Genomic DNA, 20084 nt, shown 5'->3' on the forward strand with positions numbered 1-20084 from the left:
CCCCTGTGACCAGAGGTTTTCCGCACCCCGGCGGCCGGCCGGGGCGCCCGCAGCGGGCCGCCTGGGCGCACAGGTGTGCGGTGTGATCTCCGTTATGGCCCCCGCACCCCGGAGCTGGTGAACTGATGGCTCGTCAACTGACCAATGACAGAAGGGGGAACCATGACCATCGGCCAGGGAGTCCGGGTGCGCGGGAGAGCCGCCGCCGTCGTGGCGGCCGGCGCCGTCCTGGGTGCGGGGGTCCTCGCGACCGCTCCGGCCCGGGCGGCCACGCCGACATCCGCCGCGCGGGTGGCGCGCGCCGCCGCGGCGGCGCCGCAGGTGCAGGCCCAGGGTGCGTACGCGATGGACGTGGCCACCGGCAAGCAGCTCTTCGGCAAGGCGCCGGACGGGCAGCTGCGGACCGGCTCCACCACGAAGATCATGACGGCGCTCGTGGTGCTGTCCCAGCGGAATGTGGACCTCGACCGCAAGGTGAGGATCAGGAAGGAGTACACGGACTACGTCATCGACCCGGTGACCCACGCCCAGCGCTACTCCAGCGCGAACCTGATCCTCGGCGACTCGATGACGGTGCGCGACCTGCTGTACGGGCTGCTGCTCCCCTCGGGCTGCGACGCGGCGTACGCGCTCGCCGACACCTACGGCACGGGCACCACGACGGCTCAGCGCACCAGGTCCTTCGTCGCCAAGATGAACGCCAAGGCCCGTGAACTCGGCCTGACGAACACCCACTTCGACGGCTTCGACGGGGTGTCCAACGGCAAGAACCACGCCTCGCCGCGTGATCTGGCCAAGCTGGCCGGGACGGCGCTGAAGAACAGGACGTTCAAGGCGGTCGTCGGCAGGAAGGTCTACGGCGACATGAAGTCCTACCGGCCCGGCGGCGGGACGCACGCGATGAACCCGTGGAAGAACACCAACACGCTGCTCGGCTCCTACCGGGGCGCGATCGGCGTGAAGACCGGCTCGGGGCCGGAGGCGAAGTTCTGCCTGGTGTTCGCCGCGACCCGCGGTTCGAAGACCGTGGTGGGCGCCGTGCTCGCCGACACCTCGGTGGACCAGCGGGTCAAGGACGCGACGAAGATCCTGGACTACGGCTTCGCCCGGCGCGGCTGAGCAGGGCCGGGGGGATCGCCCGATCCTCCCGGCACCGGCCGGCCCCAGGGCCGGGCGATCCCCCCGAGCACAGGCCGGCTCCCCGGAACCGGGCCGGGCCGTCGGGCCTTTGCGACCCCTACGACAGCTGCGACTGGACCTGGGAGGAGATCAGCTCCAGGTGGTCCAGGTCGTCGAGGTCCAGCACCTGGAGGTAGATCCGCCGCGAGCCGATCGCCGCGTACCGGCCGATCCTGTCGACGACCTCGGCCGGGGAACCGGCCAGTCCGTTGGCCTTCAGCTCGTCCACCTCGCGGCCGATGACGGCGGCCCGCCGGGCCACCTCCCGGTCGTCCCTGCCGACGCAGACCACGAGCGCGTTCGAGTACGTCAGGTCGTCCGCGTCGCGGCCGGCCTCCACCGCGGCGGCCCGCACCCGGCCGAACTGCCGCTCACTGTCCTCGATCGAGGCGAACGGGATGTTGAACTCGTCGGCGTACCGGGCGGCGAGCCGGGGCGTACGCGTCGCGCCGTGACCGCCGATGAGCACCGGGACCTTCCGCTGGGCGGGCTTGGGCAGCGCGGGCGAGTCGGTGAGGTCGTAGTACGTGCCGTGGAAGTCGAAGGTCTTGCCGGCCTCGGTCGCCCACAGCCCGGTGACGATCGCCAGCTGCTCCTCCAGCCGGGCGAACCTCTCCTTCGGGAACGGGATGCCGTACGCCTTGTGCTCCTCCTCGAACCAGCCCGCACCCAGGCCCAGTTCGACCCGGCCGCCGGACATCTGGTCGACCTGGGCGACCTGGATGGCGAGCACGCCGGGCAGCCGGAAGGTGCCGGCCGTCATCAGGGTGCCGAGGCGGATGCGCTTGGTCTCACGGGCCAGGCCGGCCAGCGTGATCCAGGCGTCCGTGGGACCGGGCAGGCCGTGCACGCTGCCCATGCGGAGATAGTGGTCGGAGCGGAAGAAAGCGTCGAAGCCGAGGTCCTCGGTGGCCTTGGCCACGGTGAGCAGGGTGTCGTAGGTGGCGCCCTGCTGGGGCTCGGTGAAGATTCGAAGGTCCATACACCTATCCTGCACGCCACGGGGCGCGCCGACCGCGCCGGTACCGACCGGCAGGGCCGTCCGCGGTCGGGTGAGCACCCGTCCGGACCCGCCGTCCGTTCGTCCTGCCCGCGGCGCTCGTGCCGCTCGCCGTCACAGGGCGCCGGAGGGGCTGCTGCTCTCGTTGCCGCTCTCCCGTAACACCTCCTCCCGGGCCGCCAGTTTGCGCAGCATCTCCCGGACGCGGTCGCGGGACTCGTCGGCCGCGTCGATGGCCTCCATGCACTGCCAGTACGTCGTCTCGTCGGCCGCGGCGCTGGCCATGCCGACCAGGGCTATGCCGACCTCGCCGAGCAGGCCGCCGAGGCAGAGCAGAGTCTCGCGGGCGTCGGCCAGTTCGGTGAGCTGGGCGGCGCGCAGGTCGCCGGGGTCGAGTTCGGGCGGGTCCAGGACGCCGCAGCCCCGGCCCGCCAGCTCCGTCAGCCCCAGCGCCTCGCCGCGCAGCTCCGGCGGACCGGAGACCGCGAGGCGGCTGCCGATCGCCTGCGCCAGGGCCTGCGCCTGCCAGACCTCCGCCATCATCTCCGCCGCGTCGACGCCGCCCGCCAGCGCACGCCTGCTCGTGAGGATGAGCCGTACCGCGTCCATCCGGTGCCCCCGTCCGTCCTCCGTGCGCTGTCGCGCCTCTTCTGGGACTCTCAGTTACCCACTACCCAGCGTGAGGGGATCCGGATCGAAAAGCTAGAGGAAGACGGAAATTGTGGACAACAATTCGGATTCGGCGGGCTTTTTGACTCCGGAGAGTAATAATGGAATCTAGGACTCCGGTTGTTGCTCCTCCGGCCCCGGGACCGGGAAGCGGTGTTCGTTCCGGTCGATCTTCGCGGCCAGCGCCGCCAGCGGGTCGATGCGCAGGACCTCGCACAGTTGCAGCAGATAGGCCAGCACGTCGGCGACCTCGTCGGTGACCCGGTGCGCGGTGTCCGGGTCCGCCATCACCCCGGCGGACTCCTCCGGGGTCAGCCACTGGAAGATCTCGACCAGTTCGGAGGCCTCCACCGAGAGGGCGGCGACGAGGTTCTTGGGGGTGTGGAAAGGCTGCCAGTTGCGTACGGCGGCGAACTCGGCCAGCCTGCGCTGGAGTCCGGCGAGGTCAGGATGTTCTGTCACGGGTTCATGTGTACCACCGTGACGTCCGGGGTTCCCGTGGCCCACGAGGCGTCGCTCACCGCGGCCACGCACCGGATGTGCCCGCGTCCGCCCATCCGCGCGGCCAGCCCCAGCAGTTCCCCGCGCTGCACCGGATCCAGGCCGCGGTCGAAACCGTCGGCCAGCACCGTGAGGGTGCGCAGGGCGTCGGGCACCTCGCCCGGGGCGTCCACCGCCAGGACGCCGGGTCCGGTCAGCAGCACCAGCGTCAGCGCGAGATAGCGCAGTTCGCCGTCGCCGAGCCGGGCGAGTCCGGTGCGCAAGCCGTCGCCGCGGTCGAGCACCGCCCGGACCGTGCCGTCCGGCAGCGGCTCGGCGACCAGGTCGGCCACCGGTCCGGCGCAGCCCGCGTGCAGCGCCTCGACCAGCTGGGCGTGCCGGCGGCCGCACTCCGCGCGCGTACGCCACAGCACGTCGGCGAGGTTGTCGCAGCCGGACAGCAGCCGGCCCGAGCCCAGGGGGACGGGGGCGCGCATGGACGCGGGGCGGGGGTCGCAGGGGAAGACGGAGCGCAGGGCGACGACCATCTGCTCGGCCGCGGCCAGCACATGGCGCTGCCCGTCCGTCTTGCCGGCCACGCGCAGCGGCAGCAGGGCGGTGCCGAGGCGGTCGTCGGGGAGCGGGGCGCGGGTCACGGGGGCGGACCCCGCGGTGTGCCAGGCCGCCTGGACGGTACGGCGGCCGGGGTCGCGCAGGGCGGTCTCCAGCAGGACGACTCCGCGCGCGGTCAGCCGCTCCCCCACGATGCGCAGCTCGGGCTCGGCCTGTACGGCGATGTCCAGCCGGACCGGGCCCTGCGCGCCGTCGGCCGTACACCCGATCCGGAAGCCCCGCCGTCCCCCGGCGTCGGGGCGCGCGCGTTCCGGTACGCGGGCGGCGGGGTCCGGGAACGCCTCGGCGAGCTGGGCGCCGCCGCCGAGCCGTGCGAGGGCCTCGTAGGCGGCCAGCGCGCTCGTCTTGCCGGACCCGCTGGGCCCCGCGAACAGGGTGACCGGCCCCAGCGGATACCCGGCGCCGCGGTGTCCGGCGAAGGCCGACAGCCGCAGCTCGGTGATCCGGGCGCGGACATCGAGGGGCGGGCGGGAAGGCGCGGGAACGGTCCCGGCGGGTGCGGCGACCGCCGGGAGGTCGGCGGACACGGGAGGCACGGCCATATGCGGACCGTAGGACTCCGCCCGACCGGCGAACCGTTTCCCCACCACCCGGTTCCCACGAACGAGCGACCACCGGCTCCCCGCCGCCCACCGGGCAGTGCTGGAACACCTGCGGTGGAAGGGGGCGGCAGAACAGCCAGGGGCAGGCTGCGCACGCCGACGACTCCGCCCGAACGACTGACGTCCACCTCACGGCGAAAGTCCCCCCGGCCCGGAGCCCACGGGCGGAACCCGACCCGCGCCCCGGGAGTTCGGGCAACGGCAGCCCACAGCCGGCGTCCGGCTCAGACCGGGAATCCACCGGGCCCGGGCCCAACAGGCGGCATCCGACGCACGGCTGGGGCTCCATCGGACCGGAGCCCGGCAAGTGGCATCCGGCTCACGGCCGGCAATCCGCCAGACCCAGCCCCACAGGCGGCGGCGCCCAGCTCGCGACGAACCTCCCGCCGCACCGGAGCCCACGGGCGGCAACCCGCTTCCGGACCGGGAATCCGCCCCACCTGGGCCCAACGGGCGGCACCCGACCCGCGGCCGGGGCACTGCGGTCCGGAACCCCGCAAGTGGCATCCGGCTCACGGCCGGCAATCTGCCAGACCCAGCCCCACAGGCGGCGGCGCCCAGCTCGCGACGAACCTCCCGCCGCACCGGAGCCCGCGGGCGGCAACCCGCTTCCGGACCGGGAATCCGCCCCACCTGGGCCCAACGGGCGGCACCCGACCCAAGGCCGGGGCTTCCTCGGGCCGGAGCCCGGCAGGCGAACCCGACACGCGCCCCGCGAGTCCCGCCGGGCCGAGGCCCGCAAGTGGCGTCCGGCTCACGGCCGGGGATCTGCCGGGCCCCGGACCCAACGGGCGGCACCCGACCCACAGCCAGGCCTCCACCGGCCCGGAACCCGCAGGCGGAACCCGACACGCGCCCCGCGAGTCCCGCCGGCCCCGGCCGGCGCAAGTGGCGCGGCGGGAGTTCCGCCGGAACGGCACCGCAGGCGGCGTCCGGCGAGGTTCCGGCGGGCCGGGGCCGCAGACCACCCCAGCCCGTGGGCCGACCCAGGCCGCAAGCCAACCCAGCCCGCAGACCAACCCAACCCGTAAGTCAGCCCAGGCCACAAACCAACCCAGCCCGCAGGCCAACCCGGCCCGTGGGTCAGACCGCGCCCTCCATCAGGCCGCTGACCTCCGTGCCGGGCGGGGTGAGCAGGAAGACGTTGCGGTCGACGCGGTGCATGCCGCTGCCCAGGCCGAACACGACGCCCGTGCTGAAGTCGAGGACGCGCTTGGCGACGTCCCCCTCCGCTCCGGACAGGTCGAGCAGGACCGGCGATCCCGCCATCAGCGTCTCCGCGACCTCGCGGGCGTCCGCGAAGACGTTGACCCGCAGGACCACGAACCGGCGCCGGGTCTCCGTCTCGGCGTCGGGCAGTGAGCGGTGGCTCACCGCGGAGGGCCAGGCGTCCCGGCCCCGCAGTGGCACGACCTGGGCGAGCCCCTCCCACTGTTCATCGGTGACGTCGTAACGGCTCACCGGCTCCCCCTGACCTGACTCGCTTGCGATCCGTGCACCAGGCAATTCTTACGCCAAGTCACCTGTTCGGCCCAACAGCGACACGGTCCGCGACCGGCCCGGACCCCGATCCGGGTCCTTTCTCGCGTCAGATATGCGCATACGCCCGATTCTTACCGGGCTCATACCCGACTCTTCACCGCCCTCCATGCTCCGCTCACCGGTGACCGCTAGCGTTCGGTGCCGTGCACTTGGCAGAAAAACAACAGGTGGCACCCGCTCCGCGGGCCGTGCGCACGGAAGCCCCGGACAGTCCCGCGCAGTGGCACCGTGTGCTGACCCTGCTCGCCGACGTGAGCCTGTTCATCGGCACGCGGTCGGTGTGGACCCAGGCGGCCACGCACCGGCTGGTCCTCGCGGGGGTCATCTCGGTCTGCTACGCCGCGATCCTGGTGACCGGAGTGCTCGCCCTGACGGTCCGCCGGACGCGTTCGCTGGCCCGCCTGGACCTGGTGGTGCTGGTGACCGCGGTGACCCTCGTGCTGTGCGCGTGGGCACTGAACCACGCCGGCGGCGACGAGGCGGTCCTCACCACGCAGGCGGCGCGGGAACTGGCCGGTGGCCACGCCGTGTACGGGCAGCCGTGGCCCTGGCTGTTCCACGGCCCGGGCGTCGCGCTCACCCCGACGGCCGACGGCGGGTACGACCTGACGTACGGCTATCCCCCGCTGGCCCCGCTGCTCAGCGTGCCGTTGCTGTGGCTGGGCCACGGCGGCGCCCCGGCGACGGCGGCGGCCACGGCGGCGCTGATCGCGGGCGCGGTGACACTGTGGCGGCTGCTGCCGGTGCCGTGGCGCTCGGCGGCGACAATGGTCTGCCTGGGGTTCGGTTTCCTGCCGGCGTACGCCCGTCAGGGCTATCCGGCGATCATCGGCCTGGTCCTGCTGATTCCGGTGGTGGTGCGCTGGCCCCGGCTCGGCGCGCACGGCCGGCTGGGCGCGGCCGGGGTGGCGCGGGCGGTGTGTCTGGGCGCGGCGTGCGCGGCCCAGCAGCTGCCGTGGTTCGTCACGCCGTTCCTGCTGGCCGGGTTGTACGCCGTGCGCCGCGGCGAACTGGGCGGGCGGCGGGCGGCGCGGGTGGTGCTGCGGATCACCGGTATCGCGGTACTCACCTGGCTGCTGATCAGCACGTACTTCATCGTGAGCGAGCCGGGGCCGTGGCTGCGGGGCGTCGCCCTGCCGCTGACGCAGGGTGCCGTGCTGCACGGCCAGGGCCTGGTGGGCGTCTCGCTGTACTTCACCCACGGCAGCGACCGGCTCGACTGGTACGGCCACGCGGGCATACTGCTCGCCCTGGCCCTGCTGGCGCTGTCCGTGCTCTTCGTGCGGCGGCTCGGACCGGCCATGACGGTGCTGCCGTGGTGCGCGTTCTATCTCGCGACCCGGTCGCAGGACGGCTACTACCTGATGATGACCCCGCTGTGGCTGGCGGCGGCGGTCACCGTGCCCCTGCCGGAGTTCGCCCGCGCCTGGCAGCCGCGGCCCCGCCCGCTGGCCGGTCCGCGCCGCCGGACCGCCCTGGCCGCGACCGCCGCCCTGCTGCTGACGCCCGCGCTGGTGAGCGCGGCGCTGGCGGCGACGGGGCGGCCGCCGCTGCGGATGGACGTCGCGGCGACCCGGCGCACCGCGCCGTACAGCGTGTCCCGGCTGACCCTGCGGGTCGCCAACACCGGCGGTGACGCGCTGACCCCGCACTACATGCTGACCACCGGCCAGGGCATGAGCCGCTACTGGTCACTGGTGCGCGGCCCGGCCACCATCGCCGCGCACAGCACGGCGATGGTCGAACTGCGCGCCCCCTCCGGCACGTTCACGGTGTCGTCGAAGAAGACGGCCGGCCTGCGGCTGCGCGCCTTCACGGCGGACCCGCAGACGCTGTCCACCCGGGACGTACGGCGCGCGGAGCTGGGCCTCGGGTCCCCGCCCCGCTGAGCCGGAGCGCGGCCGGCGCCCGGCGTGCCGGGTCCGCGGGGCGTACCGTCCCGGGCGGGAGAGGCGCCGGTCACCACCGCAAGGGGAGAAACCTCACAGCCCGTGCGCCGCCCCCGCTTGTGCGGCCTGCCCTAGCATCCAGCCATGACGGTCCTGCCTGACGACGGGCTCTCACTGGCCGCCGAGTTCCCTGACGCGACACATGAGCAGTGGCAACGCCTGGTCGAGGGCGTACTGCGCAAGTCGGGCAAGGAAGTCTCGGGCGCGGCAGCTGAGGACGCCCTGTCCACGACGCTGGAGGACGGGCTGCGCACCCGGCCCCTGTACACCGCGCGCGACAGCGCGCCCGACCCCGGCCTGCCGGGCTTCTCCCCGTTCGTGCGGGGCAGCCGCCCCGAGGGCTCCCTCGCGAACGGCTGGGACGTACGGCAGCGGCACGCGGCACTCGGCGACGGCACGGCGCACGCCGTGCTCGCCGACCTGGAGAACGGCGGTACCTCCCTCTGGCTGGTGCTCGGTGAGGGCGGCATCCCCCTCTCCGAGCTGGACCGCGCCCTGGACGGCGTCTACCTCGACCTGGCGCCGGTCGTCCTGGACGCGGGCCGCGACACCCAGGCGGCCGCGGAGGCGCTGCTGCGGCTGTACGCGCGCCGGGGTGTCGCCCCGGAGGCCGTGCGCGGCAACCTGGGCGGCGACCCGCTGGGCCACGAGGCCCGTACCGGCACCGCGCTGGACTTCGCGTCGTTCGCCGCGCTGGCCGCGCGCTGCGCCGAGTCGTACCCGGGCCTGCGCGCGCTGACCGTGGACGCGCTGCCGTACCACGAGGCGGGCGGCTCGGCCGCGCAGGAACTGGGTGCCTCGCTCGCCACCGGCGTGGCCTACCTGCGGGAGCTGACCGAGGCCGCGCTCGGGATCGAACAGGCCGTGGGGCAACTGGAGTTCCGGTACGCGGCCACCGCCGACCAGTTCCTGACCATCGCCAAGCTGCGCGCCGCGCGCCGGCTGTGGGCGCGGGTCGCCGAGGTGTGCGGGGCGCCGGACGCGGGCGCGCAGGTGCAGCACGTGGTGACCTCGCCGGTGATGATGTCCCGCCGTGACCCGTGGGTGAACATGCTCCGCACGACCGTCGCGACGCTCGCCGCGGGAGTGGGCGGCGCCGACTCCGTGACCGTGCTGCCGTTCGACCACGCGATCGGACTGCCGGACGCGTTCGCGCGGCGGATCGCCCGCAACACCTCCTCCATCCTGATCGAGGAGTCCCACCTGGCCCGGGTCATCGACCCGGCGGGCGGCTCCTGGTACGTCGAGCGGCTGACGGACGAACTCGCCGAGTCCGCCTGGCAGTTCTTCCGGTCGGTCGAGCGGGACGGCGGCCAGGCGGCCGTGCTGCGCTCGGGCCGGCTGCGCACCGACCTGGCGACGACCTGGGCCGAGCGCTCCAAGCGGCTCGCCAAGCGCCGTGAACCCATCACCGGGGTCAGCGAGTTCCCGCTGCTGTCGGAGAAGCCGGTGGAGCGCGCACCCGCACCCGAGCCGCCGTCCGGCGGCCTGCCGCGGGTGCGCCGCGACGAGGCGTACGAGGAACTGCGGGCCCGCTCCGACGCCCACCTCGCGGCGACCGGCGCCCGGCCCCGGATCTTCCTGGCCACCCTCGGCTCGCCCGCCGAGTACACCGCGCGCTCGTCCTTCGCCGCCAACCTCTTCCAGGCGGGCGGCATCGAGACGGTCACCGAGGGCCGCTTCGAGGACAGCGGCGCGAGCGAGGCCGTACTGTGCTCCAGCGACGCCGTCTACGCCGAACGGGCCGCCGAGACCGCCCGGTCGCTGCGTGCGGCGGGTGCCCGGCACGTGACCCTGGCGGGCCGGCCGGCCGACCACGACGGCATCGACTCCTACGTCCACGCGGGCTGCGACGCCGTGACCGTGCTGTCCGCGACCCTCGACCGCATGGGAGTGTCCTGATGGGAATCCCCGACTTCTCCGGCATCGAGCTGGGGACCCCGGTCGCCGGCGGAAACGACGACGCGTGGCGGGCGGCCGTCGAAGACGCCACCGGTGGCGCGCCGCCGGTGTGGGAGACCCCGGAGGGCATCGGGGTCAAGCCGCTGTACACCGGACGGGACCTGGAGGGCCTGGACTTCCTGGGCACCTACCCGGGTATCGCGCCGTACCTGCGCGGCCCGTACCCGACGATGTACGTCAACCAGCCCTGGACGATCCGCCAGTACGCGGGCTTCTCCACCGCCGAGGAGTCCAACGCGTTCTACCGGCGCAACCTGGCGGCGGGCCAGAAGGGCCTGTCGGTCGCCTTCGACCTGCCCACGCACCGCGGGTACGACAGCGACCACCCGCGCGTGACCGGTGACGTCGGCATGGCGGGCGTGGCCATCGACTCGATTCTCGACATGCGTCAGCTGTTCGACGGCATCCCGCTGGACCGGATGACCGTGTCGATGACGATGAACGGCGCCGTGCTGCCGGTGCTGGCGCTGTACATCGTGGCGGCGGAGGAACAGGGCGTACCGCCCGAGAAGCTGGCCGGGACCATCCAGAACGACATCCTCAAGGAGTTCATGGTCCGCAACACCTACATCTATCCGCCGAAGCCGTCGATGCGGATCATCTCCGACATCTTCGCGTACACCTCGCAGCGGATGCCCCGCTACAACTCCATCTCCATCTCCGGCTACCACATCCAGGAGGCCGGCGCGACGGCCGACCTGGAGCTGGCGTACACCCTCGCCGACGGCGTGGAGTACCTGCGTGCCGGGCGGGAGGCGGGCCTGGACGTGGACGCGTTCGCGCCCCGGCTGTCGTTCTTCTGGGCGATCGGCATGAACTTCTTCATGGAGGTCGCCAAGCTGCGGGCGGCGCGGCTGCTGTGGGCCAGGCTGGTCGCGCAGTTCGACCCGAAGAACGCCAAGTCGCTGTCGCTGCGCACCCATTCGCAGACGTCGGGCTGGTCGCTGACCGCGCAGGACGTCTTCAACAACGTCACGCGCACGTGTGTGGAGGCGATGGCCGCGACCCAGGGCCACACCCAGTCGCTGCACACCAACGCCCTGGACGAGGCGCTCGCGCTGCCGACCGACTTCTCGGCGCGCATCGCCCGCAACACCCAGCTGCTCATCCAGCAGGAGTCGGGCACCACCCGGGTCATCGACCCGTGGGGCGGCAGCGCCTACGTGGAGCGCCTCACCTACGACCTCGCGCGCAAGGCCTGGGCGCACATCCAGGAGGTCGAGCAGGCCGGCGGCATGGCGCAGGCCATCGACGCCGGCATCCCGAAGCTGCGCGTGGAGGAGGCGGCGGCCCGCACCCAGGCACGCATCGACTCCGGGCGGCAGCCGGTGATCGGCGTCAACAAGTACCGCGTCGAGACCGACGAGCAGATCGACGTCCTCAAGGTCGACAACTCCTCCGTACGCACCCAGCAGATCGAGAAACTGCGGCGGCTGCGCGCGGAACGGGACGAACAGGCATGCCGGGACGCCCTGGACGCGCTCACCCGGGCCGCCGAGGGCACCGAGAACCTGCTGGAGCTGGCCGTGCGCGCGGCCCGCGCCAAGGCGACCGTGGGCGAGATCTCCGACGCCCTGGAGAAGGTGTACGGGCGGCACGCCGGCCAGATCCGTACGATCTCCGGCGTGTACCGCAACGAAGCAGGCCGGTCCCCGTCCGTGGACCGCACCCGTGCCCTGGTGGAGGCTTTCGAGGAGGCCGAGGGGCGCCGGCCGCGCATCCTGGTCGCCAAGATGGGCCAGGACGGCCACGACCGCGGCCAGAAGGTGATCGCGACCGCCTTCGCCGACCTCGGCTTCGACGTCGACGTCGGCCCGCTGTTCCAGACGCCGGAGGAGGTCGCCCGGCAGGCGGTGGAGGCGGACGTGCACGTGGTCGGCGTGTCCTCGCTGGCCGCCGGTCATCTCACCCTCGTCCCCGCGCTGCGCGAGCAGCTCGCCGAGGAGGGCCGCGAGGACATCATGATCGTGGTCGGCGGGGTGATCCCGCCGCAGGACGTGCCGACCCTGCTGGAGATGGGCGCCACGGCCGTGTTCCCGCCCGGGACGGTGATCCCGGACGCGGCCCACGACCTGGTCGAGAAGCTGTCGGCCGACCTCGGCCACACCCTGTAGCGCCGATGGCAGCGATCGGTCTCGACACGTATGTGAAGGGTGTCCTCGACGGGAAACGGGCCCTGGTGGCCCGTGCCATCACGCTCGTCGAGTCCACCCGCCCGCAGCACCGGGCGCTGGCGCAGCGGTTGCTCACCGAGCTGCTGCCGCACAGCGGCCGGGCCCGGCGGATCGGGGTGAGCGGCGTGCCGGGTGTCGGCAAGTCGACGTTCATCGACGCGTTCGGGACGCTGCTGACCTCGCTGGGGCACCGGGTCGCCGTCCTCGCCGTCGACCCGTCGTCCACCCGCACCGGCGGTTCCATCCTGGGTGACAAGACCCGGATGGAACGGCTCGCGGTGGACCCGGCCGCCTTCGTCCGGCCCTCCCCCAGCGCGGGCACGCTGGGCGGCGTCGCCAAGGCCACCCGGGAGTCGATGGTGGTCATGGAGGCGGCCGGCTACGACGTGATCCTCGTGGAGACCGTCGGCGTGGGCCAGTCGGAGACGGCGGTCGCGGGCATGGTCGACTCCTTCCTGCTGCTGACGCTGGCCCGCACCGGCGATCAGCTCCAGGGCATCAAGAAGGGCGTCCTGGAACTGGCCGACGTCATCGCCGTCAACAAGGCGGACGGCCCGCACGAGCGCGACGCGCGGGCCGCGGCCCGGGAACTGGCGGGCGCGCTGCGGCTGATGCACGGCAAGGACGCGTTCTGGACGCCGCCGGTGCTGCACTGCAGTGCCCGGGACTCCACCGGTCTTGACACGGTGTGGGAACGGCTGGAGCAGCACCGTACGCTGCTGGACTCCACCGGGCGGCTGGCCGCCAAACGGCGGGACCAGCAGGTCGAGTGGACCTGGGCGATGGTCCGCGACGAACTGCTCGGCCGGCTGTACGCCGACCCGGCGGTGCGCGCGACCGCGCCCGGCCTCGAACGGCAGGTCAGGGAGGGCCGGTTGACGGCGACCCTGGCGGCGGAACGCATCCTCGCGACGTTCGAGGACCGCGCCGCTCCGTCGGCGGACGGCTGAGCCGGCAGGCCCGGACCGGCGCGGCGCGCAGGTCGCCGCCGTCGTCCGGTTCGGGCGGCCTGCGGCCCGTGCGGTCGGCCGGCCCCCTTCCGGCCCGGACCGGACCCGGGCGTCTCCCCGGCCGTGGCTCGGCTTCACCGGTGGGTCCTGCCGGCCGCCGGAAGGACCACCCGCCGCCGACCGGCCTCGTGACCGCCCGATGGCTACAGGTGCAGCCCCACATGGTTCACGATCAGGCGCTTGCCCTCGGGGTCCAGGGCGAAGTAGATGCGTCCGGCCTCGTTGGGCGACACGGCGTCCCGGACCTTGATGTGCGGCAGCCCGTCCCGGCGTTTGTGCTCGAACGTGAAGTAGCGCTTGTCCTTGTTCTTGCTGAGCTTCTCGTCGCTGTTCGCGAACCTCAGCCCGTGGTGGTCGTAGAACCACTGGTCGAGCCGGGGCCGCTTGCCGGGCTTGGTGTACAGGTCCATCGCGGCCTGCGCGAGGGCGATCAGCTGGTCGGTCATCTCCTCGGGATACGGGTACTGGGAGGCCTTCCACGCGCGCGCCGCCCGCACCGTGAACACGATGCGCTCCTCCGACGTCCTGGCGAGAGCCTCGAACGTGGGTACGGCGTCGGGGCCCAGGACCGGGATCGCGTTCCAGACGTCCGGCTCGGCGGCCTGTCCGCTCCCGCCCCTCGACAGGTCCAGGTACAGCTTCTTCCAGTAGTCCCGGTCCTGGCGCAGCGCCTCGGCGGCGGTGGCCTCGGACTGCGCCTTGTCACGGTCCTCCATACAGCTCTGGGCCATGTCCTCCCACGACCTGGCGTCCTCCTCCAGCTGCCGCGCCCGTTCCTTCAGCGCCTGGAGTTCGGCGGTCGTGTCGCCGGCCGCCTGTGCGCGCGACAGCCGTTCCGCGGCTCTGCGTGCCCCGTCCCGGTACGAGGCCTGCCGCGCCCGCTCCCACGCCGTGTCACTGCCCCGGGCGATGACGGAGAGGTGGGCGAGTGACGGCATCAGCCGCCTGCTCACGAAGGTCGGCTGGGACACCTGCTCACGCGTGTAGACGGGATGTTCCAGGCCGAGGTTGGGCCAGACCAGCCGGGCCCCGCCGCTGGGGACGGCCACCTGCTCGTGGACCCGGCGGACGGCCTGCGCGGTGACGTAGTTCAGCGTCACCACCTGGGCCAGTCCGGCGAGTTGCCCCGAGGCGTCGGCCGCCGTGGTCCAGGCCGCCTGGTCCCGGGGGTGCATCAGCAGGATGGGGAGGCGTGTGCTCAGCGCGAGCGACTCCAGCAGCACGGCAGCGTGCCCGGGCTCCCGGATCCGCTCGTACCGCCCGGTGGCGCGCTGGCCGAGCACCCGCACATCGAGTTCGCCGTCCGCGAGTACCGCGCGCAGCAGATGGGGACGTCTGAGCCGCGGGTTCTGCACCGGCGCGATCCAGCCGTCGGGGATCTCCCTGCCCATGACGACCCGGAGCCCCCCGCCGCCGTCCTCCGCCCGGGAGACCGTGACGCGGGTGACGAACTGTGCCGGGCCGTCGGACAGCGGCTGGTGGATGGTCATCCGCAGCGCGCGGGCGCGCTCGTCGCCCGCCACGGACCAGCTCACCCGCCGTTCGCCCTGCCCCGGAACCTTCCCGGTGAGCACCGCCCGCCCGGCGCGGTCGAGATCCGCGGGGTACGGCGCCGGTAACCGGCCCCGGTCACCGAGCCAGGCGGCGAGATGGTCACGGAGACGCTCGTACACGTGTCCCGGCCACCGGGCGGACCGGGCGTCCTGGACGTCGAAAGCGACGGCATACAGCACCTGCACGGTGGCTCCCCTCGGCCCCGGACGCCCCGCTGAGCGGACCGGGTCCCCCCACGGACACGGTCAGGGCATGGCTTGAGGGGTCACCGTAGTACCGCCGCACCCGACCGGCCATGACTTCGCAGCGCTCGACCTCGCTCACGATCGGTGTCCGGGCTCCGCGGGGGCGTCGCGGGACCGGCGGAAAACGATCGTCGCGGGCGGTCCGGCGTGCGTACGCGGCCGCGGATCATGCAACCCTCTGCGACGGCACGGTGTTTTAGTCCGTACCAAGTCCCACCCGGCTGGGCCGGCTCCTGGTACGCCGGTCCACGCATGCCAGTGTTGTCGAGGAAGGAAACAGTGATGAGCGATTTCGAGGCGCTGACAGCGCTCCAGCTCGCTGAACTCGTTCGTTCCCGGGCCGTGTCACCGGTGGAAGTGGTGCAGAACTCCCTGGACCGCATCGAGCGGCTCAACCCCGCGGTCAACGCGTTCGTCACGGTCTGTGCCGACCAGGCGCTGGCCGCCGCCAAGGAAGCCGAGCAGGCCGTGCTGTCCGGAGCCGAGCTGGGACCGCTGCACGGCGTGCCCATCGGCGTGAAGGACCTGGACCCCGTCGCGGGCGTGCGTGTCACGCGCGGGTCGAAGATCTTCGCGGAGGAGGTCGCACAGGACACGATCCTGTGTGTCGAGCGGCTGACCGACGCCGGCGCCATCGTGGTCGGCAAGACGAACACACCGGAGTTCGGGTTCAAGGCCACCACGGACAGTGCCCTGCTCGGGCCGGCGTCCACGCCGTTCAACCTGGCGATGAACGCGGGCGGCTCCTCCGGCGGCAGCGCGGCGGCCGTCGCCACGGGCATGGTCCCGCTGGCGCAGGGCTCGGACGCGGGCGGTTCGCTGCGCGTCCCCGGAGCCTTCTGCGGTGTCTTCACCATGATGACGACCTTCGGACGGGTGGCGGTGCCGGCCCGGCCCAACGCGTTCCGCCGCCTCAACCCGATGGTCTGCTACGCGCCGCTGACCCGGACCGTGGACGACGCCGTCCTGGGACTCGACCTGATGTCGGGCCCGCATCCCCGGGACCCCTACTCCTTCCCCGTGGGTGAGCCGCTGGCCGCGGCGCTCTCACCGTCGCTGGCCGGGATGCGGATCGCCTACACGCCCGACCTCGGCGGATACCCGGTCGAGCCGGAGGTCGAGGCGCTGGTGCGGGCCGCGCTGCCCGCACTGGAAGAGGCCGGCGCCGAGATCGTGGAGGTGGACTTCCGGCTGCCGCTCCCCGCCGCCGAGCTGACCAGGATGTGGCGCCGCTACCTGTCGATGGCCCACGCGGAGTCCGCCGAGATCAGCCTGCGGCAGGGCATCGACCTGCTGGGCGAGCAGGGCCGCGTGGTGGACCCGGGCTATCTGGACAGCGTCCGCACCGGCGCGGCGTTGAGCGCCGTCGACTTCCGCCTCGGCGACCTCGTGCGCACCCAGGTGCTGGACGCGTTCGAGGACCTCTTCGACGGCTACGACCTGATCGTCAGCCCGGTGAACTGCGTGGCGGGCATCCCCAACGACACCACACGCACCACCGTCGGCCCCCGTCAGGTCAACGGCCAGGACACCGACCCGTTCGTCGGCTGGTCCATGACGAGCCCGTACAACCTGATCGGCAGCCCCGCGGCCACGGTCCCGGTGGGCCGGGCGGCCAACGGCGTCCCCGTCGGCATGCAGCTCGCGGCCCGCCGCCACCACGACGCGGCCGTCGTCCGCGGTGCCGCCGCCTGCCAGCACCACCTCGACTGGCAGCACCTGTACCAGGAGTTCGACCCCGCGCTCACCGCCCGGTGACGTCCCGGCCCGGCCACCGGGCCCCACACCCGCCCCCCAGGGACAAGGATGGTTGACACCGATGACCGCACAACCTGCCGGCGCTGAGCCGGTCCGCGCCGCACTCTTCGATCTCGACGGCACGCTCGTGGCCACCGAGCACCGCAGCCGTGCCGCGTGGACCAGGCTGTTCCGCGCCCACGGGCTGGAGGTCGACGACGCCCTGCTGGCCACCTTCGTCGGCCGCCGTGGCCAGGAGGCGCTGGCCGACCATGTGCACCGCTTCCCCGGCGGTTCCGTCCCCGACCTCTTCGAGGAGGCCGTCGGATACCTCGACGGCCCCGACATCCCGCCGCCCTATCCCGTACCGGGGGCCGAGGTGCTGGTGAAGAGGCTGCACGCCGAGGGGGTGCCGATGGCCGTGGTCACCTCCGGGCTGCGCGAACACGCCCGCGCGCTGCTCGACCACGTGGGCGGCGCCGGCCTCTTCACCGCGCTGATCACCGCCGAGGACGTACGCCTGGGCAAGCCGCACCCCGAGGGCTTCCTGGCCGGATGCGCCGCGCTGGGCGTCTCCCCCGCACAGGCGGTGGCGTTCGAGGACGCGCCCGCGGGGATCGCCGCGGCCAAGGCGGCCGGGCTCCGGTGCGTCGCGGTGACCACCACGCACGCCGCCGAGGCGCTCGGCGCCGCCGACCTCGTGGCGCCCGACCTCGCCGACATCAGCTGGCCGCGGCTGTTCGCCGCCTGATCCCCTGCACGGACGGACCCACCATGCGCAGCAAGGACGCCGACCCGGACCGCTCCCCCGCACAGCCGCGGACGGACGATCCGGTGCCCCCCGGGGGGAGCGGTGCGCCGGCCCTGCCGGCCGCCCACCGCTGGCGGCTCCTTGCGGTGCTGCTCGCGGCGCAGTTCATGGCGAACATCGACACCGCGATCGCCAACATCGCCGCCCCCGCCATCCGCGGCGACCTCCACGCGTCCGGCGGGGAGACCGGCCTGGTGATCTCCGGTTACGTGGTGGCCTACGCCGTCCTGCTCGTCACCGGCGCCCGGCTCGGCGCCAGCCACGGTCACCGCCGTGTCTTCCTGGCCGGGATGGCCCTCTTCACCGCCGCCTCGCTGGTCTGCGCGCTGGCCCCGGGCGCGCTCGTGCTGATCGCCTCACGCGTCGCGCAAGGGGCCGGCGCGGCACTGATGGTGCCGCAGGTGCTCAGCGGCATCCAGACGCACTTCGCCGGCCGGCAGCGGATCAAGGCGCTGGGCTACTACGCCGTCGCGCTCTCCGGCGGCGCGGTGGCCGGCCAGGCCCTGGGCGGCGTACTGATCGCGGCCGACCTGTTCGGTACGGGCTGGCGCCCCATCTTCCTGATCAACGTGCCCGTCGGCATCCTGCTCGGCTGGGCGGCACTGCGCTGCATGCCGGCCGAGGAGCGCAGGGGCGGCTGGGACGACGTCGACGCCCGCGGCATGCTCCTGCTGTCCGTCGCGGTCCTGCTGCTGATCGTCCCGCTGCTCCTCGGCACCGACCAGGGGTGGCCCGCCTGGACCTGGCTGTGCCTGGCCGCGAGCGTACCGGTCGCGGTGGCCTTCCGGCGCGGCCAGCGCCGGCTCGCCGCGCGGGGCGGCCGGCCCCTGATCGCCGAGGAGGTGGTCCGCGAACCCGCCGTCCGCTGGCTGCTCGCCGCCCACGGCGCCACCACCATGACCTACTTCGCCCTGCTGTTCGTCCTGGCGGTCTACCTCCAGGACGGCCTGGGACACGGGCCCGCCTACGCCGGGCTGGCGATGGTCTCGTGGGTGGCGGCCTTCGGCCTGGCCGGCCCCCTGCTGGCCGCCGTACCGGAACGCCACCGGCCGGCGATGCCCGCACTCGGCTGCCTGGTCCTGGCCGCCGGCTACACCGCCGTGTGGTGCTACCTGGCCACCGGACACCGCTCCGGACCCGCCCTGTTCCTGCTGCTGGCCATCGGCGGACTGGGCCTGGGCATCAGCTCCAACTCCCTGATCGGCCAGATGACGTTCACCCTCCCGGACGACTACGCCGCCGACCTGTCCGGGGTCATCAGCACCAACGCCCAACTGTGCGGGGCGCTGGGGGTCGCGACACTGGGCGGCGCCTACCTCTCCCTGTCCGACACGCCCGGGTCGGCGCCCCACGCTCTGAGGTGGATGCTCGCCGCGTCGGCCGCCCTGGCCGTCCTGTCCGCGGCGGCGGCCCACCGCGGCAGCCACCCGCGCACCGGGTGAACTACGCTGTGTAGCCGGAGCGTTACGAGACTGCGCTCGGACCGAGGGGAGCCAGCCGTATGTCGCAGCGCCGCGTCGTCACCGGCCGCAGCCAGGAACCACGACAGCGCTTCGCCGAGGAACTGCGGACCCTGCGCACCGGCAGCGGGACCAGCCTGCGGCAGCTCGGGGAACGGCTGGGCTGGGACTGGTCCCTGTTCGGCAAGATGGAGAAGGGCGAGACGCTCGGCAGCCCCGAGGTCGTCCAGGCCCTCGACACGCACTACGGCACGCCCGGACTGCTGCTCGCGCTGTGGGAGCTGGCCGCCGGGGACCACACGCAGTTCCGCGAGCGGTACCGGCGGTACATGGCGCTGGAGGCCAAGGCGGTGAGCCTGTGGCACTTCGCGGTGAGCGTCCTGCCGGGACTGTTGCAGACACCGGGCTACGCGCGGGAGGTGCTGGCGGCCGGTGGGCTCAAGGGGAGGGAGCTTGAGCAGCAGGTCAAGGCCCGGATGGGGCGGCGGGAGCTGCTGGAGGGGAAGGACGCGCCGCCGTTCCGGACGATCCTGTCGGAGGCGGTGCTGCGGACGCCGTTGCGGGATGTGGGTGAGTGGCGGGAGCAGTTTGAGTACCTGGGTGAAGTTGGGGAGCGTCCCAACGTCACGCTTCAAGTGGTCCTTCAGAGTGCCGGGTTGCACGGCCTGCTGGGGGTAGACGTCTGGTATCTGCTCCTTCCGGAGGGCAGAACCGTGGCGTATACCGAGAACGGATACTGGGGCCAACTCATCGAGGACGCCGGTCCGGTTGTACGTTTGCAGAAGACGTACGATGCGGTCCGCGACCTGGCCCTCACTCCGGCGGAGTCGCGCAAGTTCATCCTGCGGATGTTGGAGGAAACGGCGTGCGATCCATCGACCTGAGTGCGGCGTCTTGGCGTAAGAGCAGCTACAGCAACCAGGACGGCGGCGCGTGCCTCGAGGTCTCCGACGACTTCGACACCGTCGTTCCCGTGCGGGACAGCAAGGTCCCGCACGGGCCGGTGCTCGTGTTCCCGGCCGGCGGCTGGTCCACCTTCGTGGCAGCCGTCAGGAGCGACGGACGCTGAACCCGGTT

At 73.1% G+C, this 20084-nt stretch carries 16 protein-coding genes; 10 read left to right on the forward strand and 6 right to left on the reverse strand.

Annotated features, from left to right (window positions below):
* Nucleotides 1-162 precede the first annotated feature (162 nt).
* Entirely contained in the window at nt 163-1119 is a 957-nt protein-coding gene (locus ABZ117_RS04080) for a serine hydrolase (protein WP_356817152.1), read from the forward strand.
* 118 nt (nt 1120-1237) lie between these two features.
* Here the strand turns inward: ABZ117_RS04080 and ABZ117_RS04085 are convergent, their stop codons facing one another.
* The 5 genes from ABZ117_RS04085 to ABZ117_RS04105 form a co-directional block, all read right to left on the reverse strand.
* Nucleotides 1238-2161 (reverse strand): LLM class F420-dependent oxidoreductase, encoded by a 924-nt coding sequence (locus tag ABZ117_RS04085; RefSeq protein ID WP_356817153.1) that lies wholly within the window; start codon nt 2159-2161, stop codon nt 1238-1240.
* 132 nt (nt 2162-2293) lie between these two features.
* On the reverse strand, nt 2294-2788 hold the full coding sequence (locus tag ABZ117_RS04090) for a DUF6099 family protein (RefSeq protein WP_356817155.1): 495 nt from the start codon (nt 2786-2788) through the stop codon (nt 2294-2296).
* 168 nt (nt 2789-2956) lie between these two features.
* A complete protein-coding gene (locus ABZ117_RS04095; protein ID WP_356817157.1) occupies nt 2957-3310 on the reverse strand; it encodes a nucleotide pyrophosphohydrolase in 354 nt (117 codons plus the stop codon).
* Entirely contained in the window at nt 3307-4503 is a 1197-nt protein-coding gene (locus tag ABZ117_RS04100; RefSeq protein ID WP_356817159.1) for an ATP-binding protein, read from the reverse strand. The genes ABZ117_RS04095 and ABZ117_RS04100 overlap by 4 nt, the downstream gene beginning before the upstream one ends.
* 1143 nt (nt 4504-5646) lie before the next feature.
* The gene (locus ABZ117_RS04105; RefSeq protein WP_356817160.1) at nt 5647-6024 is read right to left on the reverse strand and encodes a cell division protein SepF; all 378 of its coding nucleotides are present in this window, start codon (nt 6022-6024) and stop codon (nt 5647-5649) included.
* Nucleotides 6025-6254: 230 nt separating this feature from the next.
* On the opposite strand from ABZ117_RS04105, the gene ABZ117_RS04110 reads away from it, so the two are divergent.
* The 4 genes from ABZ117_RS04110 to meaB all read left to right on the forward strand — a co-directional run bounded on the left by ABZ117_RS04110 (nt 6255) and on the right by meaB (nt 13140).
* A complete protein-coding gene (locus ABZ117_RS04110) occupies nt 6255-7994 on the forward strand; it encodes a hypothetical protein (protein ID WP_356817401.1) in 1740 nt (579 codons plus the stop codon).
* A gap of 144 nt (nt 7995-8138) precedes the next feature.
* On the forward strand, nt 8139-9956 hold the full coding sequence (locus ABZ117_RS04115) for a methylmalonyl-CoA mutase family protein (protein WP_356817162.1): 1818 nt from the start codon (nt 8139-8141) through the stop codon (nt 9954-9956).
* Complete coding sequence (scpA, locus tag ABZ117_RS04120; RefSeq protein WP_356817164.1) at nt 9956-12130, forward strand: methylmalonyl-CoA mutase; 2175 nt, start codon at nt 9956-9958, stop codon at nt 12128-12130. Before ABZ117_RS04115 ends, scpA begins: the two co-directional genes overlap by 1 nt.
* A gap of 5 nt (nt 12131-12135) precedes the next feature.
* Nucleotides 12136-13140, forward strand: coding sequence for a methylmalonyl Co-A mutase-associated GTPase MeaB (gene meaB, locus ABZ117_RS04125; protein ID WP_356817166.1), 1005 nt, complete (start codon nt 12136-12138; stop codon nt 13138-13140).
* 203 nt (nt 13141-13343) lie between these two features.
* Here the strand turns inward: meaB and ABZ117_RS04130 are convergent, their stop codons facing one another.
* Complete coding sequence (locus ABZ117_RS04130; protein WP_356817167.1) at nt 13344-14939, reverse strand: hypothetical protein; 1596 nt, start codon at nt 14937-14939, stop codon at nt 13344-13346.
* 342 nt (nt 14940-15281) lie between these two features.
* Between ABZ117_RS04130 and ABZ117_RS04135 the strand changes: the two genes are divergently transcribed.
* The 5 genes from ABZ117_RS04135 to ABZ117_RS04155 all read left to right on the forward strand — a co-directional run bounded on the left by ABZ117_RS04135 (nt 15282) and on the right by ABZ117_RS04155 (nt 20076).
* On the forward strand, nt 15282-16757 hold the full coding sequence (locus tag ABZ117_RS04135) for an amidase family protein (RefSeq protein ID WP_356817169.1): 1476 nt from the start codon (nt 15282-15284) through the stop codon (nt 16755-16757).
* 61 nt (nt 16758-16818) lie between these two features.
* The gene (locus tag ABZ117_RS04140; RefSeq protein WP_356817170.1) at nt 16819-17487 is read left to right on the forward strand and encodes an HAD family phosphatase; all 669 of its coding nucleotides are present in this window, start codon (nt 16819-16821) and stop codon (nt 17485-17487) included.
* Nucleotides 17488-17510: 23 nt separating this feature from the next.
* Complete coding sequence (locus tag ABZ117_RS04145) at nt 17511-18989, forward strand: MFS transporter (protein ID WP_356817172.1); 1479 nt, start codon at nt 17511-17513, stop codon at nt 18987-18989.
* Between the two features lie 59 nt (nt 18990-19048).
* Nucleotides 19049-19891: a helix-turn-helix transcriptional regulator gene (locus ABZ117_RS04150; RefSeq protein ID WP_356817174.1), complete on the forward strand. Its 843-nt coding sequence runs from the start codon at nt 19049-19051 to the stop codon at nt 19889-19891.
* Complete coding sequence (locus ABZ117_RS04155) at nt 19873-20076, forward strand: DUF397 domain-containing protein (RefSeq protein WP_356817176.1); 204 nt, start codon at nt 19873-19875, stop codon at nt 20074-20076. The genes ABZ117_RS04150 and ABZ117_RS04155 overlap by 19 nt, the downstream gene beginning before the upstream one ends.
* Nucleotides 20077-20084: the final 8 nt, after the last annotated feature.

Source organism: Streptomyces sp. NPDC006309, from assembly GCF_040613095.1.
In the GTDB taxonomy this organism is placed as follows: Bacteria; Actinomycetota; Actinomycetes; order Streptomycetales; family Streptomycetaceae; genus Streptomyces.

Coding starts and splice junctions, on each gene's coding strand:
- ABZ117_RS04100 (WP_356817159.1), bottom strand. CDS start 4,503: ATGGCCGTGCCTCCCGTGTCCGCCGACCTCCCGGCGGTCGCCGCACCC.
- ABZ117_RS04080 (WP_356817152.1), top strand. CDS start 163: ATGACCATCGGCCAGGGAGTCCGGGTGCGCGGGAGAGCCGCCGCCGTC.
- ABZ117_RS04150 (WP_356817174.1), top strand. CDS start 19,049: ATGTCGCAGCGCCGCGTCGTCACCGGCCGCAGCCAGGAACCACGACAG.
- ABZ117_RS04135 (WP_356817169.1), top strand. CDS start 15,282: ATGAGCGATTTCGAGGCGCTGACAGCGCTCCAGCTCGCTGAACTCGTT.
- ABZ117_RS04145 (WP_356817172.1), top strand. CDS start 17,511: ATGCGCAGCAAGGACGCCGACCCGGACCGCTCCCCCGCACAGCCGCGG.
- ABZ117_RS04090 (WP_356817155.1), bottom strand. CDS start 2,788: ATGGACGCGGTACGGCTCATCCTCACGAGCAGGCGTGCGCTGGCGGGC.
- ABZ117_RS04140 (WP_356817170.1), top strand. CDS start 16,819: ATGACCGCACAACCTGCCGGCGCTGAGCCGGTCCGCGCCGCACTCTTC.
- ABZ117_RS04115 (WP_356817162.1), top strand. CDS start 8,139: ATGACGGTCCTGCCTGACGACGGGCTCTCACTGGCCGCCGAGTTCCCT.
- ABZ117_RS04085 (WP_356817153.1), bottom strand. CDS start 2,161: ATGGACCTTCGAATCTTCACCGAGCCCCAGCAGGGCGCCACCTACGAC.
- scpA (WP_356817164.1), top strand. CDS start 9,956: ATGGGAATCCCCGACTTCTCCGGCATCGAGCTGGGGACCCCGGTCGCC.
- meaB (WP_356817166.1), top strand. CDS start 12,136: ATGGCAGCGATCGGTCTCGACACGTATGTGAAGGGTGTCCTCGACGGG.